General features: G+C 70.6%; 15 protein-coding genes and 1 pseudogene. 5 read left to right on the top strand and 11 right to left on the bottom strand.

What is annotated here, in order from left to right; all coding sequences use genetic code 11:
• Positions 1-575: pseudogene (locus RIF65_RS13635) on the top strand (HNH endonuclease signature motif containing protein); the annotation flags it as partial.
• Between the two features lie 4 nt (positions 576-579).
• Positions 580-1,479, top strand: coding sequence for an aldose 1-epimerase family protein (locus RIF65_RS13640; RefSeq protein ID WP_309064772.1), 900 nt, complete (start codon positions 580-582; stop codon positions 1,477-1,479).
• Positions 1,480-1,520: 41 nt separating this feature from the next.
• Here RIF65_RS13640 and RIF65_RS13645 read toward each other — a convergent pair whose 3' ends face one another.
• The 4 genes from RIF65_RS13645 to RIF65_RS13660 form a co-directional block, all read right to left on the bottom strand.
• Entirely contained in the window at positions 1,521-4,697 is a 3,177-nt protein-coding gene (locus tag RIF65_RS13645; protein ID WP_309064773.1) for an efflux RND transporter permease subunit, read from the bottom strand.
• Positions 4,698-4,708: 11 nt separating this feature from the next.
• Positions 4,709-5,281, bottom strand: coding sequence for a TetR/AcrR family transcriptional regulator (locus RIF65_RS13650; protein WP_309064774.1), 573 nt, complete (start codon positions 5,279-5,281; stop codon positions 4,709-4,711).
• Between the two features lie 68 nt (positions 5,282-5,349).
• Positions 5,350-5,712, bottom strand: a complete 363-nt coding sequence (locus tag RIF65_RS13655; protein WP_309064775.1) for a fluoride efflux transporter FluC — start codon at positions 5,710-5,712, stop codon at positions 5,350-5,352.
• Positions 5,709-6,089 carry a fluoride efflux transporter FluC gene (locus tag RIF65_RS13660; protein WP_309064776.1) on the bottom strand — a complete coding sequence of 127 codons (381 nt, stop codon included), beginning with the start codon at positions 6,087-6,089 and terminating at the stop codon, positions 5,709-5,711. Before RIF65_RS13660 ends, RIF65_RS13655 begins: the two co-directional genes overlap by 4 nt.
• A 91-nt stretch (positions 6,090-6,180) precedes the next feature.
• Here RIF65_RS13660 and RIF65_RS13665 point away from each other — a divergent pair, with 91 nt between their 5' ends.
• Entirely contained in the window at positions 6,181-6,825 is a 645-nt protein-coding gene (locus tag RIF65_RS13665) for a Pr6Pr family membrane protein (protein WP_309064777.1), read from the top strand.
• Between the two features lie 6 nt (positions 6,826-6,831).
• Here RIF65_RS13665 and RIF65_RS13670 read toward each other — a convergent pair whose 3' ends face one another.
• The 6 genes from RIF65_RS13670 to RIF65_RS13695 all read right to left on the bottom strand — a co-directional run bounded on the left by RIF65_RS13670 (position 6,832) and on the right by RIF65_RS13695 (position 13,765).
• A complete protein-coding gene (locus RIF65_RS13670; protein ID WP_309064778.1) occupies positions 6,832-8,205 on the bottom strand; it encodes a flavin monoamine oxidase family protein in 1,374 nt (457 codons plus the stop codon).
• 127 nt (positions 8,206-8,332) lie between these two features.
• Positions 8,333-9,520, bottom strand: coding sequence for a Gfo/Idh/MocA family protein (locus RIF65_RS13675; protein ID WP_309064779.1), 1,188 nt, complete (start codon positions 9,518-9,520; stop codon positions 8,333-8,335).
• A 31-nt stretch (positions 9,521-9,551) separates the two neighbouring features.
• Positions 9,552-10,610 carry a LacI family DNA-binding transcriptional regulator gene (locus tag RIF65_RS13680; RefSeq protein ID WP_309064780.1) on the bottom strand — a complete coding sequence of 353 codons (1,059 nt, stop codon included), beginning with the start codon at positions 10,608-10,610 and terminating at the stop codon, positions 9,552-9,554.
• 3 nt (positions 10,611-10,613) lie between these two features.
• The gene (locus tag RIF65_RS13685) at positions 10,614-11,510 is read right to left on the bottom strand and encodes a carbohydrate ABC transporter permease (protein ID WP_309064781.1); all 897 of its coding nucleotides are present in this window, start codon (positions 11,508-11,510) and stop codon (positions 10,614-10,616) included.
• Positions 11,503-12,483, bottom strand: a complete 981-nt coding sequence (locus RIF65_RS13690) for a carbohydrate ABC transporter permease (protein WP_309064782.1) — start codon at positions 12,481-12,483, stop codon at positions 11,503-11,505. The genes RIF65_RS13685 and RIF65_RS13690 overlap by 8 nt, the downstream gene beginning before the upstream one ends.
• Before the next feature lie 4 nt (positions 12,484-12,487).
• On the bottom strand, positions 12,488-13,765 hold the full coding sequence (locus tag RIF65_RS13695; RefSeq protein WP_309064783.1) for an ABC transporter substrate-binding protein: 1,278 nt from the start codon (positions 13,763-13,765) through the stop codon (positions 12,488-12,490).
• Positions 13,766-13,937: 172 nt separating this feature from the next.
• Between RIF65_RS13695 and RIF65_RS13700 the strand changes: the two genes are divergently transcribed.
• Both RIF65_RS13700 and RIF65_RS13705 read left to right on the top strand, forming a co-directional pair.
• Positions 13,938-14,807, top strand: coding sequence for an alkaline phosphatase family protein (locus RIF65_RS13700; RefSeq protein WP_309064784.1), 870 nt, complete (start codon positions 13,938-13,940; stop codon positions 14,805-14,807).
• Positions 14,804-15,649, top strand: coding sequence for an EamA family transporter (locus RIF65_RS13705; protein ID WP_309064785.1), 846 nt, complete (start codon positions 14,804-14,806; stop codon positions 15,647-15,649). The genes RIF65_RS13700 and RIF65_RS13705 overlap by 4 nt, the downstream gene beginning before the upstream one ends.
• Before the next feature lie 121 nt (positions 15,650-15,770).
• Here RIF65_RS13705 and RIF65_RS13710 read toward each other — a convergent pair whose 3' ends face one another.
• Positions 15,771-16,550, bottom strand: coding sequence for a MerR family transcriptional regulator (locus RIF65_RS13710; protein ID WP_309064786.1), 780 nt, complete (start codon positions 16,548-16,550; stop codon positions 15,771-15,773).
• Between the last annotated feature and the right edge of the window lie 58 nt (positions 16,551-16,608).

Here is a 16,608-nt window from a genome sequence, read left to right on the forward strand (position 1 = left end):
GCCGGTTCACCTGCTGCGGCATGCCCGCCCGGCACAGCGACCTCGACCACACCCACGACGCCGCCCTCGGCGGCCCCACCGACGAAACCAACCTCGGCACCCTCTGCCGACGCCACCACGTGTTGAAACATCACTCCCCGTGGCACGTCACACAGCTCGGTGGCGGGCTGCTGGAATGGACCAGCCCCACCGGACGGGTCTACATCGACCGCCCACCCGCGCAGAACACCGTCACCTTCACCGACACCGACCCACCCCCGCCGCACGAACAAGCATGGCGCGACCTGCCTGGGCCACCCCACCACCACAGATCGACGCACCCTTCTGAACCCGGCGCGTTTCGTCTCGCTCCGCCTGCGGCGGTGCTCGCTCAACGACCGGGGGAAGGCGAGCCGCAGGGGCTGGCGCGTTTCGTCTCGCTCCGCCTCCGGCGGTGCTCGCTCAACGACCGAGAACGGGGCCGACGCGTTTCGTCTCGGGCGCTCCGCGAGTCCTCGCTCAACGACCGGGACACCGGCTCGCTCGACGACCGGGTGAGCACCTCTGCGCGCGCGGGCGCCACCGACGTACGATGACGGGATGGCCTCCCCCACCGGCATCCAGATCCCCCTCCGGCGCGGCGACGTGACCGCGCAGATCACGCAGGTCGGCGCGTCCCTGCGACACCTGACGGTCGGCGGCGTCGACGTCGTCCCGCCCTACCCCGACGACCAGCCCACCCCGATGTGCTCGGGGGTGGTGCTCGTGCCGTGGCCGAACCGCGTGCGCGACGGCGTGTGGCAGGACGGCGACACCACGCGCGCGCTGTCGATCTCCGAGCCGAAGTTCCACAACGCCAGCCACGGGCTGCTGCGCTACACGGCGTACGCGATCGCCGAGCAGACCGACGACGCCGTGACGCTCGAGGCCGCCATCGTGCCGCAGACCGGCTACCCGTACCTTGTCGAGACGCGCGTGCGCTACACGCTCACCGCCGACGGCATCGACGTCGAGCACACCCTCACCAACCGCTCCGACACCGCGGCCCCGGTGGCGCTGGGGACCCACCCGTTCCTCACCATCGGCGACGTCGACCCGCGCGAACTCGTGCTCACCGTGCCGGCCGAGACCTTCTTCGAGACAGACGAGCGCATGCTGCCGGTGGGCGAGTCCCCGGTCGCCTCCGGCACCGACCTGCGCGAGGGTCGCCGCATCGGCGACGTGCAGCTGGACACCTGCTACTCGGCCCTGCACCGCGACCCGGACGGGCTCGTCCGCTCCACCCTCACCGCCCCGGACGGGCGGAAGGTCACGCTGCAGCAGGGCGAGGGCTTCGACTTCGTGCAGGCGTTCACATCCGAGAAGTACCCGGGCCAGAGGCTCGCGGTCGCCGTCGAGCCGATGACCGCGCCGGCCGAGGCGTTCAACTCCGGCCGCGGGCTGCGCCGGCTCGACACCGACGAGACGTGGACGCTGCACTGGGGCATCCGCTTCTCCTGACCAGCCCGCGCGCGCCGCGATCGGCGGCGGGTGTTCACTTCTCAGGAAGAACTGGGCGGAACGGGCCCTTCAGTCCGCCGCCGCACCCCATGGCCGCGGTTTTTCCTGAGTTGTGAACGCATGCCCCGCCCACCGGCCCGCGCCAGGCGCCGCTCCCGAGCCCCCTCCACCAGGTTGTACAGCGTGGGAAGCACGATCAGCGTCAGCACGGTCGACGACACCAGCCCGCCGATCACCACGATCGCCAGCGGCTGCGAGATGAACCCGCCGTGCCCGGTGATCCCGAGCGCCATCGGAGCCAGCGCGAAGATCGTCGCGAGCGCGGTCATCAGGATCGGGCGCAGACGCTTCTCCCCTCCCGCCATCACGGCCTCCGGCGTCGACAGCCCCTTGGCGCGGTACTGGTTCACCAGGTCGACGAGCACGATCGCGTTGGTCACCACGATGCCGATCAGCATCAGCACGCCGATCAGCGAGGCCACACCCAGCGGCACGCCGGTCACGATCTGCAGCAGGATCGCCCCGGTGGCCGCGAACGGCACCGACACCAGCAGCAGCAGCGGCTGACGCAGCGATTTGAACGTCGCGACCATCACGACGTACACGATCAGGATCGCGGCGAGCATGGCCATGCCGAGCTGCGTGAACGACTCCGCCTGCTGCTCCGCGACACCTCCGACCTCGGCACGCGCCCCATCGGGCAGGTCGACCACGGCGAGCGCAGCGTTCACCGACCGGGTCGCCACCGCGAGATCGTCGGATGCCGGCGGCACCGTCACCGTCGCCGTGCGGCGCCCCTGCGCGGTGGAGATCGACGTCGGCCCCTGACGCTCCTCGACGGCGGCGACGTCCTGCAGGCGCACCGCACCCGCGGGCGTCGGGATGACCAGGTCGCGCAACGCGGCCACCGTGGTCGGCGGCTCCGGGTTCGCGAGGTACACGGTCAGGGCGGTGTCGTCGATCTCGACGGTGCCCACCTGCTTCGGACGCATGGCGTCGGACACGATCGAGCCGACCGCCACCTCCGACAGACCGCGCTGCGCGGCGGCATCCCGGTCGACCACCACAGCGATGTACGGCAGCGACGCGGCAAGGTTGTCGGTCACGTCCCCGATCCCGTCGCGCCCCTCCAGCTCGTCGACCAGGGCGTCGGTCGCCTGCTGCAGCGCATCGCCCGACGGCGCGGTGATCGTCACCTCGATGTCGCTCGACGAGAATCCGCCTGAGGATGCCCGCACCGCGACGTCCCCGGCATCGTCGAGGTCGTCCAGCGCGTCCTGCACCGAGGCGCGCAGCGTCTCCTGATCCACGGAGTCGTCCGTCTGGATCGAGTACGTCACCCCCGCGCCGCCCGAGAAGGCGTCGCGCAGCGCCGACCCACTGGACCCGATCGACGCCTGCACGTGCCGGATGCCGTCGACGCCGTCCAGCCCAGCCTCGACCTTTTTCGCGGCGTCCGACTTGGCCTGCAGGCTCGCGGTCGGGCCGAGGTCCTGCGTGACCGTCATCGTGTCCTGCCCGGAGTCGCCCAGGAAGTTGATCTTCATCAGCGGCGCGGCCGCGAGCGTGCCGGCGAGCACCAGCACTGCGAGCACCACGGTGGTCGCCGAATGCCGCAGCGTCCAGCCCAGGATCGGCCGGTACGCGCGCTGCAGCGGGGTGGGCGGAGCCACCGGGTCCTCAGGGTCGATCCGGCGCCCCCCTTCGTCGACCAGCGGCTTCCCCGGGCGCAGGAACCTGTAGGCCAGCACCGGCACGATCGTCAGCGCCACCAGCAACGACGCCGTCATCGCGATCGTCACCGTCATCGCGAACGGCCGGAACAGCTCGCCGACCATGTCGCCGACGAACACGATCGGCAGAAACACGGCCACGGTGGTGATCGTCGACGCGGTGATCGCGGCCGCCACCTCCCGCACCGCGAGCAGGATCGCCTCGCGCTTGTCGGCGCCCTCGACGTAATGCCGCTTGATGTTCTCGATCACCACGATGGAGTCGTCCACCACCCGGCCGATGGCGATGGTCAGCGCGCCCAGGGTGAGGATGTTCAGCGAATAGCCGAACGCCTGCAGCCCGATGAACGTGATCAGCACGCTGGTCGGGATGGAGATCGCCGTGACCAGCGTCGAACGGATCGACAGCAGGAACACCAGGATGACCATCACCGCGAACGCCAGCCCGAGCATGCCCTCGGTGGCGAGCGTGTCGATGGACTCCTCGATGTAGGGCGCCTGGTCGAAGATGACGGTGAATTCGGCGTCCGGGAACGCCTCGGAGAGCTCGTCGAGGGCGGCGAGCACGCCCCGCGACACCTCGACGGTGTTCGCGGCGGGCAGCTTGGTCACCGCGATCGACAGCGCGTCCCGTCCGTCCACCCGCGAGAGGGAGGTCACCGGGTCGCGCTCCTGCACGACCGTGGCGACGTCGCCGATCACGGCATCCGTCCCCACCAGCGGCAGTGCGGCGATCTCCTCGGCCGAGGCGATCTTCACACCCGTCTGCACGGTGAGCGTCCGCTCGCCTTCGGTGATGTCACCGCCCGGAAGCAGCACGCCGTTCTGCCGCAGCGCCTGCTCGATGGCCTGGGTGACGCTGACGCCGGGCGGCAGCGCCCCGCCCGATCCGCCAGAGCCGTCCGCCCCGTTCGCACCGGTCGAGGGCGTGATGGTCACCCGTTGGCCGACGCCGCCCACGACGTCGGCGGCGTCCACACCGTCGACATCCTCCAGCTCGGGGATCACGGTCGTCTCGAGACCGTTCTGCGCGCTCTCGGCGTCGTCGAACCCGGTCACGGCGATCTGGATGACGGGCAGGTCGTCGATCGAGACCGCGAGCACCTGCGGCGACACGTCCTCCGGCAGCTGCGACGCGATGCGGTTGATCGCCTGCTGCATCTTCTGTTCGGCGGTGGCGAGGTCGGTGCCGTACGCGAACATCCCCTGCACGATCGACGCGTTCGTGGTGCTCGTCGCGCTGCTGGACTCCAGCCCTGGGACGCCCTGGATCGCCTCCTCGACGGGAGTGGACACGTCGTTCTCGACCACCTCGGGCGAGGCTCCGGGGTAGTTGCTCATCACCATCAGGGTCGGCAGCTCCAGCGGCGGGATGAGCTCCTGCTTGAGGCTGGTCAAAGCGAGGCCCCCGAACACGGCCAACACGATCGTGATCAGGGCGATCAGCGCACGATTGTGGAGGCTGAGGAGGGCGAGTTTCGACACGGGTGCTCGTTTCAGTCGCTCGTGGTCGTGGGGGCGCCGAGGATGCCGGCGAGGGCGGACTCGATCAGTTCGGTGGTGAGCGGGTCGTCGCTGATGCAGGCATGCCAGAGGATGCCGTCGATGAACACGGCCGCCGCGACCGCGCGCGAGCGCCCGTAGCGCTCGGCGAGGGCGTCGGCGAGCCGCTCGGACCCGCGCCGGGCGAGGCTGCGCAGTTCGGGGTCGTACACGGCGGCGGTGACGACGGCGCGATCCGCGTCCACGGCGCGGGCATCGGCGAGCCCCTGCACGAGCAGTTCGGCCAGGACGGCCGGCGTCGCGCCGCGCTCGGCGAGAGCCGTGCGGATGCCGTCGATCCTGGCGTCCACGTCGGCAGCGAGCGACTGCAGGGCCTCCCCGCGCAGCTCGTCGAGCGTGGCGAAGTACTGCGTGGTGGCGCCCAGTGGCACTCCCGCCCGGGCAGCGATCATGCGATGGGTGACGGCATCCACCCCCACCTCGACGATGAGCTCGGCAGCCGCGGCGACGATGTCCCGGCGGCGGGCCTGCGGGTCGCGAACGCGGCGGCGCACGGCATCCGTCATTTCCCCTCCCCCTGTGCTGTACTTTTGTACATTCCGGATGCTCGGAGCCGGCTGGGAGCGCCGCCGCGTCAGAGGGCGGCGCCGAGCACGAGCCCGGCCGCCGCCGCGAGGACGCCGAGCACCAGCATCCCGCCGGCGTGAAAGACGGATGCCGGGCGCTCGCCGTCCCGCCACAGCGCGATGGTGTCGACCATCGCCGTACTGAACGTCGTGTAACCGCCCAGGAAGCCGCTGCCCACCACGAACGCGGCCGCCGTGGGCAGGGCGCCGATCACCAGGCCGAGCAGGAACGACCCCGTCAGGTTGATCACGAACACACCCCATGGGAACCGGGTGCCGGCCAGCCGTCCGATCCACACGTCGAGGACGTAGCGCGCGGCGGCCCCGGCTCCGCCCGCGGCCGCGGCGAGGAGGAGCACCAGCGGGGTCATCGCGCCCCGTTCCGCGCATCGCGGGGGCGCGGGCGGCCCATCCGCAGGCCGAGGGCGGCGGCGGCGAGGCCGAGCAGCACGCTGCCCGCGGCGTACCCGGCAGCGAGCAGCGGCGCGCTCTGCCACAGCGTCACGGACCCGACGGCGAGCGCGCTGTACGTGGTGAAGGCGCCCAGCACCCCGGTGCCGAGGAAGATGCGCAGGTCGCCGGCCGGCATCCGAGCGGTGAGGATGCCGAGCAGCAGCGCCCCGGCGACGTTGGCCGTCAACACCGGCCAGTCGACCTGCCCGGCAGGAACCGTTACCGTCAGCCCCAGGCGGGCCGCGGTCCCCAGCATCCCGCCGGCGGCGACGAGCAGGACGCGGAGCGGGGTCACGCGGCCACTCTAGCGCCGGGTCCTCGCAGGACCGTTCCGTAGACTCGCAGCAGGGACGACCCGCCGACCCGAGCAGGAGGACGACCCGCGCGTGATCACGAGAAGGGCCTTCGGCTGGGCGCGTCTGCTCACGGCAGCCGTGTGCGCCGCCTCGCTCGCGCACCGGTTGATCTGGGGGCTCGGATCGCAGACGCTGGCCAGCCAGAACTTCTTCGCGTACCTGACGATCCAGTCGAACGTGGCCTTCACGGTGCTCGCCGTGATCGCCGGGGTCATCGCGCTGCGGTCCGCGGAGGATCCGCCCTGGCTCACCACCGCCCGCGCGATCGTGCTGAGCTGGACGATCACGGCCGGCCTGGCGTTCGCGCTCATCGTCTGGCAGGCCGGGATCCGCGGCATCCCGGTCACCGTCCCGTGGTCGGACGTCGTGCTGCATTTCGTGCTGCCGGCGTGGACGATCGTGGCCTGGGTGATCGGCCCCGGCCGGCGGGCCGCGTCGTGGCGGATCGTGCCGTTCGTGCTGCTGTATCCGGTGCTGTGGGGGCTGTTCACGATCTGGCGCGGCTCGCTGATCGGCTGGTACCCGTACTACTTCCTCGACCTGCGTCAGGTGTCGGGGCTCGTCGAGCTGATCGCCACGTGCGGCATCGCCCTGGTCATCTTCGCGCTGGTCGCGACCGTGCTGGTGGTGCTCAGCCGGGTCAACCCGACGGTGCCGGATGACGGGGGCGGCTGAGCGGGCTCAGTCTTCGTCGGCCGCGAAGAACGCCAGCGACGCCTGAGCGGCGGCCTGCGCCTCCCGGTCGTTCAGGTCGGCGAACTCCTCGGCGGCGGCGCCGCCGACCAGACCCACCAGCACGGGCTCCCCGACGGCCGGCTGCAGGTTCAGCCACGTGCGGATCAGCCCGTCACCGCCGACGACGTGCCAGATGGTGGCGTCGGTGTCCCAGAACTGCTCCTCGAACCGCATCCAGACGCACTCCACCGCGCCGGATGCCAGCTCGGCGATGGCTCCGCGGTGCGAGAACGGCAGCGGAGGGGAGAACTGGATGCCCTCGTGCTGCAGCACCCCGAGCGGCGCGGTCACGATGACCCGGTCGTACGAGAGCGCCTCGCCCGTGCCGAGCCGCAGGCTCACGCCCCGGTCGTCGTACGCGATCCGCACCACCGTGGTGGCGAGGGTGATGTCGAGATCCTCGGTGGTCTCCTCGATGAGAGCGGCCATGTCGCCGTTCGCGCCGATGAGCGCTTCACCCGGGAAGGCCGGCGGGTACCAGGACGAGGCGCGCGTGGCGTCCGCCCCGGTGATCGCCTCGAGCCAGGCGAGTGCGGCCGCGAGCGCCGGGTCGTCGGCATCCGCCCCGTCCTCCTCGAGCGCGTCGGTGAGGGCGACGTCGGCGGGTTGCTCCTGGGCGCGGGCGATCGCCTCCTGCAGCCGCGCGCCGTCGACCGTGGCGACCGCGCCCTCCTCCGACCAGCCGGTCGCGGCGTCGAAGCGGATCTCGTCGAGCCCGAGGGCGCGCAGGCGTTCCCGGATCGCGGCGGCATCGCCCTCCGCGCTCAGCCAGGCGCCGAGTTGCACGGGCAGCGGCCAGGCGTCGTCGACCACCGAGTGGATACGTCCGCCGAGGCGCTCGCGCGCCTCCAGCACAGTCACGGTGTGCCCGGCGTCGGCGAGCACACGCGCGGCGACCGCGCCGGCGGCGCCGGCACCGATCACGGCGATCCGCTCCCCCGAGCCGGCGACATCCAGGAGGGCTGCGGCCGCGCGACGGCCGGAGTCGAACGCGCCGAGCACCGTCCCCGGGCGCTCGGGATCGGTGGCCTCACCGGCGAAGAACACCCGGTCCTCAACGGGTTCGATGAGCGCCTCGCGCAGGGCGGGCATCGCCCCGACGGGGAGGTAGCTCATCGCCCCGTACGCGTACGGGTCGACCGCCCAGCGGCTGCGCATCCACGCCTCCGGGGCCGGCACACCCTCCGCCGAGGTCGAAGGTCTCGGTGCGGGGGACGAGGTCGTGGGCGCCGGCTTCGGGTCGTCGGTGCACGCCGCAAGCAGGACCGCGACGGCACCCACCCCGGTGCCGACGAGCAGAGTGCGGCGCGTGATGCTCATCGTGCTGCCAGACTATCCCGCGCTTCAGCGCCCGCGCAGTTCGAAGGGGATCACCCGAAATGCAGGAGCGGATGCCGTCACAGCATCCTTCATTCCGGGCGATCCGCTTCGGAGCGGGCGTGACGGGTCACCGGTTCGCCTCCGCAGGAGCCGTCTGCCCGCGCTCGAAGTAGGCGACCAGCTCGGGATCGAGCGGTGGCACGTCGATGGCAGACCCGTCGCCGCGGAGCGACTGGGTGGCGAGGATCCCGGCGGCCACGGCCTCTCTCGCGGCGACCGGCGAGGTCTCGGTGATCCCGCCGTGGCGGACGAACCGCAGGAACTCCGCCACCAGCAGCGCGTCCGCGCCGTCGTGCCCGGCATCCGGCTCCGACTCGATTGGGAAGGTCTCGTCCGCCTCGCCGTACCCGCGGTGGCGCCGGTTCCACAGCTTGACGACGCCGCCCGAGGTGTCGCCGAAGTTCTCGATGCGGCCTTCTGTGCCGATGACGGTGTAGTTGCGCCAATAGTCGGGCGTGAAGTGGCACTGCTGGTAGGAGGCGAGGATGCCGCCCGCGAGGCGCATGTTGACCATCGAGACGTCCTCGACGTCGATCGTCGGGTGCAGCCCGGTGAGCGACGTCGGCGGCCAGTTGTCGACGCTGAACCAATCAGGCATCCGCTCCCCGGTGCGGTCGCGGCGGTCCTGGATGTCGCCGTACACGCTGAGCTCCCCCATAGCCGCGACCTTCTCCGTGTAGGCGCCGGCAAGCCAATGGATCACGTCGATGTCGTGCGCGCCCTTCTGCAGCAGCAGGCCCGTGGTGCGGGTGCGGTCGGCGTGCCAGTCCTTGAAGTAGTAGTCGCCACCGTGCCCGACGAAGTGCCGGCACCAGATCGCCTTCACCTCGCCGATGCGCCCCTCCTGGATCAGGCGGCGCATCAGCGTGACGACCGGCATGTGGCGCATGTTGTGCCCGATGTACAGCCGGCTTCCGGTGCGGCGCGCAGTCTCCAGCATCCGATCGGCGTCGGCGAGGTCGATGGCGAGCGGCTTCTCGCAGAACACCGCGACCCCCGCTTCGAGCGCGCGGATGCTGATCTCGGCGTGGGTGTGATCGGGGGTCAGGACCATGACGGCGTCGACACCCGACCCGAGCAGCTCGTTCAGCGATTCGGTGATGAGCGCCTCCGGCAGCTCGCGGCCGGCGTCGTCGCGGGCGCGCTCGGCGGGGTCGCACACCGCTGTGACGCGCGAACCGGCGCCAGGGCGGTGCACCTCCTGACGCAGCGAAGCGCGCGCGCCGAAACCGATGATGCCGATGCTGAGGTCCACAGTGCTCCTTTTGAGGCAGGGTGAGATGCCGTCACCGGGTACGGGTGACGGGGGCGTCGAGGTTCGTGGATGCGCCGGGGAGCAGCGACCACGGAAAGTCGTGCCGGCGACCGGCGGCGATTCCAGCGCCCAGCGCACGGTCGACGATGATCTTCGCCTGGCGCCGATAGAAGTCCGTCGGACCGACGGTGGTGAGCGTCGGCGCGATCAGGCGGGCGTCCGGGGTGTTGCCCACGCCGATCACCGCGACGTCGTACGGCACCCGCAGCCCCAGCATGTGCGCGGCGTTGATGGCGGCGATGGCGGCGAAGTCGGTCGTCGCGTAGATCGCGGTGGGGCGTCGCTCGCCGGACAGCAGCCGCACGGCCGCCGCGAACGCGCTCGCCTGGGTCTCGCTGTACGTCTGGGTCCACGCCGGATCCGGTTCGAGTCCGCCGGCGGCCATCCGCTGGAGGTACGGCGTGTAGCGCGTGGTCTCGGTCGCTGCCTGGCGCACCGCCGCCTCGGCGGTCAGGCAGCCGATCGCGGTGTGCCGCTCGAGCAGGTGATCCATGGCTAGCACGCAGCCGGGCAGCGCATCGGAGCGGATCACGTCGAACCCGTCCGGCTCGAGCGTCTCGGAGAAGACGACGAGGCGCTGGCCCCGCTCGACGAGATCACGCAGCTTCTCCTCGCCGTCCGAATCGGTCCCGATGGCGTCGAGATACGCGACGTCGCTCTCCACCCGGTCCAGCGCGGCGTGCCAGTCGCCGTCCGCGAGGATGAGCGTCGTCAGGCCGTGCCGGTTGGCCTCGTCGTTCACGGCATCCGCCACCGCGAGCGACCAGGGATCGCTCAACATGTGCAGCGACAGTTGGATCATGCCGCTGCGCCCGGTGCGGATGGCGCGGGCCGCACGGTTCGGGCGGTAGTTGAGCTCCTCCGCCGCAGCAAGCACCCTGGCCGCTGTGGCCTCGGCCACGCCCGAGCCGGATGCCGCTCCCGCGCGCCCCGAGAACACGTACGACACCGTCGCGGTGGACACCCCGGCACGCTCCGCGACCATGCGGAGCGTGGGGCGTCGGCGAACCGGGTGTGGGTCCTGCGGCATCCGTCAGCCCTTCGACCCGCTGAACGCGATGCCCTGGATGAACTGCCGCTGCAGGATCATGAACGTCACCAGCATCGGCAGCGTCGCCAGCAGAGCGCCCGCCATCAGCACCGGGTAGTCGGTGCCGTGCAGGCCGACCAGCTGCGACAGGCCGACCGAGAGGGGCATCTTCTCGGGGTCGGTCGTGACGATCAGCGGCCACAGCAGATCGTTCCACGACCACAGCACGGTGAACACCACGAGAGCGATGATGCCAGGCTTTGCGAGCGGCACCATGATGCGCCAGAACGTCTGCCAGGGGTTCGCGCCGTCGATGCGCGCCGCCTCCTCGAGCTCGGCGGGCAGCGACATGAAGAACTGGCGCATCAGGAACGTGCCGAACGCGCTGAAGATGCCGGGCACGATCAGGGCCTGCAGCGAGTTCAGCCAGCCCAGCGACTGGACGATCTCGTACTGCGGGAGCAGGTACAGCTGCGACGGCACCATGAGCACCGACAGGAACAGCACGAACAGGGCGTTGCGGCCCGGGAACGGGATACGCGCGAACGCGTAGCCGGCCATCGTGCACAGCAGCACCTGCCCGACGGTACGGCCGATCGTGAGCAGCACCGAGTTGGCGAACATCTGCCCGAACGGCATCGATTCGAACACCCTGGCGTAGTTGGTGAACACCCACGGATCGGGCAGCAGGCTCGGCGGCACCTGGACGGAATCGCTGAGGGTCTTGAACGACGTCAGCAGCTGCCACACGAACGGGAACACCATCAGGACGGCCCCGACGATGAGCACCACGTGCACCACCCACAGCCCGCGGTTCTTCGGGCTGCGTCCCGCCGGTGCGCCCCGCCGAGACGGCGCGGCGCCGACGACGGCGCGGGTGTCGAGAGAGAGGTCACTCATAGTGCACCCACTTCTTCTGCATCCGGAACTGCACGACGGTGAGCACCAGGATGATGACCAGCAGCAGGAAGGCGATCGCGGCGGCGTACCCGCGGTCGTTGTCGAGAAAGCCCGCCTCGTAGAACAGATAGACGACGGTGCGGGTGTTGGGCATGGCCGGATTGCTGCGCCCCAGCATCATGTAGATCAGGTCGAACACCTGCAGCGCGCCGATCACGCTGATGACGCTCACGAAGAAGATCGACGGCGAAAGCAGCGGGATGGTGATCGAGAAGAACTTGCGCACAGGTCCGGCGCCGTCGAGGTCGGCGGCCTCCATGATCGTGTCCGGGATGCCCTGCAGGCCGGCCAGGAAGATCACGATGTTCGTGCCGAGACCGGCCCAGATGCCCACGACGGCGATCGCGACGAGCGCGGTGCTCGGGTCGGTCAGCCAGCTGCGGCCGTCGACGCCAACCCAGCCCAGCGCCACGTTGAGGATGCCGTAGTCGCCGTTGTAGATCATCCGCCACACCAGCGCGATGGCGGCCGGCATGGTGACGACGGGGACGAAGTAGAGGGTGCGGTAGGCGCTGCGGCCCTTGAGGCCGGCGGTGTTCAGCAGCGCGGCGATGGCGACCGCGATCGGGATGCCGATCAGCGCGATGACGGTGTAGATCGCGGTGTTCCGGAGGGCCCCGATCAGCTCGGGGTCCTGAAGCAGCCGCTCGTAGTTCGCCGCGCCGACCCATTCCGAGCCGCCGAACGGGCCGGACTTGGTGAACGAGATGATCAGTGTGCGCACCGTCGGCCACAGGTAGAACACCGCCAAACCCAGCGCGGTGGGGCCGATGAAGACCAGCGCCCACCACGGCGACGAACCGGGAGTGCGCCGCCGGCGGCGGATGCCGGAGGGCTGCGCCTCCGGCATCCGCTCCGACCGCGCGAGGGGCGCGGTCCGCGCCTCCCCGCGCTGCGCGACGACGTCGCTCATCGAATCACTCCTGCTCGGCGTCCAGAGCCGCCTGCATCTTCTCGGCGAGGTCCTTCAGTCCGGCCTCGGGGGTGACGTTGCCCGCCCACACCTGGGAGAGGATCTCGCTCTCGATGCTGGTCCACGCCGACGTGTTCTTCGACACCGGGTACGGCACGGCCGTCTCCAGGGCGTCGATGTACACCTGCAGGTCGTACTGCGGCAGCGCATCGACCCACGCCTGCTGCTTGCCGTTGAACGCGGGGATCACGGTGCCGGCGGACGCCATGATGTCGGCCGCCTCGTCGCCGCTCGCGAACGCCGCGAACTCCTTGGCGGCGTCCAGGTTCTCGCTCTTCGCGTTGGCGACGTTCGCGAGACCGTGGATGACGCTCTGGTTGCCTGCGCTGCCGGCGGCCAGGGGAGCCACGTCGACCTTGTCGGCGATGTCGGCGTTCTCGGCGTAGGTGTGCGCGGTCCACGAGCCGTTCTGGAACATCGCGACCTTGCCGGACAGGAACATGTCCTCGGGGCCGGTGTCGGTCATCTGCTGGGCGGTGGGCGACGACCCCGCTTCGATGAGGTCGGTCCACAGCGTGATGCCGGCGAGGGCCCCGGGCGTGTCGTAGCCGGTCTTCGTACCGTCGGCGTTGATGACCTCGCCGCCGGCCTGCGCGATGGAGTTGTAGTAGTTCTCCTGGCCGAACTGCGAGGCGGCGATGCCGTACTGACCCTTGGCCGGGTCGGTGAGCTTCGCCGCGGCGGCCTTCAGATCGTCCCAGGTCCACCCTGCCTTCGGGTAGTCCACGCCCGCGGCGTCGAACAGCTCCTTGTTGTACCAGAGGGCGATGGTGTCGAAGTCCTTCGGGGCTCCGTAGAGCTTGCCGTCGTAGGTGTACAGGTCGATCAGGCCATCGGGGTAGTCGGCGGCGTCGATGCCGGCGTCGTCGAGCGGCGCGATGACCCCGTTCGACGCGTAGAGCTGGAAGTTCGGCCCGTTCATCCAGAACACGTCCGGCGCGGAGCCGCCCGATACCGAGGTCTGCAGTTTGGTGAAGTACTCCTTGTACGGCGTGACCTGGATCTCCACGTCGACGTCGGGATGGGTCTTCTCGAACGCGGCGGCGATCTTCTCCATCGTCGGCTTCTGGTCCTGGTCCCACATGCCGTAGGTGATGGTGACCGGGCCCCCATCGGCGCTGCCGCCCGAGGCGCCCTGCCCGCCGCTGCAGGCGGTGAGCGCTGCTGCCGCGACCGCGACGACGGCGACGGCCACGGCGCGGCTCTTTCCGCTTCGAATCATCCCGATCCTCCTTTGGATCTCAGTGCGAGGGTGATGTTAATCGATTAGCAAACCGATCACGGCGAGAGTAGACCATGTCTCCAGCGCGACGCAACACACGGCGCGCGCGGTGACGACCGGCGTGCGGCTTCCCGGGCCGCGGGCTCGTGCAGCGCGTGGCTATCCTGGGGCGATGCGCGACGAACCCCGCCACTCCCGCCGTGTCCCCCGCGTGCTCATCATGGGGTGGGACGGCGTGCGCGACGACGTCGTCCGCTCGGCGCACACCCCGCACCTCGACGGCGTGGCCGCGAACGGGTTCTTCGCCACGGTGCGCGTGCACGAGGCGAACCCCACCATCTCCGGGCCGGTGTGGTCGACGATGGCGACCGGCGTGTACCGCGACCGCCACGGGGTGCACGACAACGACTTCCGCGGCCACGCATTCGCCGCGCACCCCGACGTGCTGACCAGAGTGCGCGCCGCTCTTCCCGGGGCCACGACGTTCGCCGCAGGGGCCTGGGCACCGCTGGTCGAGGATGCTTCCGGAGGGCCGCTCTTCGCCGGGGGCGGGTACCGGCCGGCCCTGCCGCCCGGTGCGGAGGACGGACCCCTCGACCTGGTCGCGGCCATGGACGAGGCGGTGATGTCCCGGGTTGCGCGCGAACTGCGCCATCGGGATCATGCCGTGGTCTTCGCCTACGCCGTGCTGCCCGACATCGTCGGCCACACCGAGGGCGTAACCCCGCGTTACCGCGAGGCGGTGGAGACCTGCGACGAGCAGCTCGGGGTGCTGCTCGCGGCCATCGAAGCCAGACCGACGCGCGAGCGCGAGGATTGGACGATCATCGTGCTCACCGACCACGGACACCTCGACGCGGGCCACCACGGCGGCGACAGCGACGAGGAGCGTCTGGCGTGGATGGCGGCGGCGGGGCCAGGCATCGCCCCTGCCGACACGGTCGCCGACCACGCCGACGTGCTCCCGCACGTGCTGCAAGCGCTCGGCCTGCCCTCGGACGACACTCTGGTGGGCATGCCGCTCGGCGGTCGCTCGGGATGACGCCGCTCGTCCTGAGCGCCGTGCTCGCCTCGGCGATCATGCACGGGACGTGGAACGCGATCGCCAAGGCGATCCCGGACCGCCTTGCGTCATCCGCTCTGATCGGCCTGGTCTACCTCGTCGCGGGCGCCGCCGGATGCGTGCTGCTGCCGTCTCCGGCACCCGCGTCGTGGGCTGCCCTCGCGGCGTCGGCGGCGCTGCAGACGGCTTACCTGATCCTGCTCACCGCCGCGTACGCGCGCACCGACTTCAGCGTCGCCTATCCCCTCACGCGCGGGCTGGCCGTGCTCGGGGTCACGACCCTCGCCGTGACGGTGCTGCACGAGCACCTGTCGACGATGCAGGCCGTCGGCGTGGTGGTCGTCGTGGCGGCCCTGTTCACGCTGGCCTTCGCCCGGCGACAGCGACACTCGCGCACCGGGCTGCTGCTGGTGCTGGCCGTCGCAGCGTGCGTGACCGCCTACTCCTTCATCGACGGCGTCGGGGTACGATTCTCCGGCTCGCCGCTGGGCTACGCGGCCTGGCTCTTCCTGCTGCAAGGCGTCTCGATCCCGCTGTGCTGCCTCCTGCTCAGCCGCGACAGGCCGGCGCTCCTCACGTCGGTGCGCCGGCACCTTCTTCTCGGGACGTTCGGGGGCGTGCTGTCGTTGCTGGCCTACGGCATCGTGGTCTGGGCGCAGGCCACCGCGCCGCTGGCCCTCGTCTCCGCGTTGCGGGAGACCGGGGTCATCGCCGCGGGAGTCATCGGAATGCTGCTGTTCAAGGAGAGGCCGGGGGCGGCCGGGATCGTCGCCGCGGTCGCCGCGGCGATCGGCATCGTCACCATCCGTCTCGGGGCGTGAACACCGTGGGCACGGAGTTCAGCGCACGCGCAGTTCGAAGGGGATCACCCGAAATGCAGGATCGGATGCCGTCACAGCATCCTTCATTCCGGATGATCCCCTTCGGATCGGGCGTGGCGGGTTACAGGTTCGCCTCCGCGTAGACACGCAGTGCGTCGCGGACGAACTCCGCACCCGCCGTGCCGCCCTCGCTCGTGGCGTAGTTGGCGCCGAAGCGCGGGTCGGCGACGTACATCTCGCCCAGACCGATGACGTAGCCCTTCACGTCGCCGTTCCCTGCCGCTGGGGTGCCGGGGATGCCGGTCAGCCACTCGACGTGGCGGCGGGCGAGCGCCTGCGCCTCATCGGATGCCGGGTCGATGCCGCTCTCCGCGGCCGCGATCCAGTCCCGGCCGAGGTCGGAGGCGCGCTGCTGCCAGGCGGCGCGCTCCTCGTCGGACATCCCGCGCCACCAGCGGTCGCCGTCGGCGTACGCCTTCTTGCCCCAGCGCTGCTCGACCTCCTCCTTGTACTGGGTGTGGTCGAAGCCGTCGAACATGTTGTCTGCCATGAGGGGCTCCCCTCCTTTCAATGCGTTGATGGTGTTCTCGACGGACGCGATCTGCCGGTGCAACCGGTCCTGCTCCTGGCGCAGCCACGCGAGGTGGGTCTCCAGCGCGGAGGCTTCGCTCCCCCGACTCCCTGTCGGGGGGTCGAGCACCTCGGCGATCTGCGGCAGGCCCAGTCCGAGCTCGCGCAGCAGCAGGATGCGCTGCAGGCGAACCAGCGCGGTCTGGTCGTAGTGCCGGTAGCCGTTGGCGGCGATCCGCGAGGGCTTGAGCAGGCCGATGGCGTCGTAGTGGCGCAGCGTCCTGCTCGTCGTGCCGGCGAGCCTGGCGATCTCCTGGATCGACCAGTCCATGGCATCCCTCCTTCGTTCGTCGATGAGTCCACGCTAGAAGTTGACGTCACGTCAAGGT

Source organism: Microbacterium sp. (assembly GCF_031180975.1).
GTDB lineage: Bacteria > Actinomycetota > Actinomycetes > Actinomycetales > Microbacteriaceae > Microbacterium.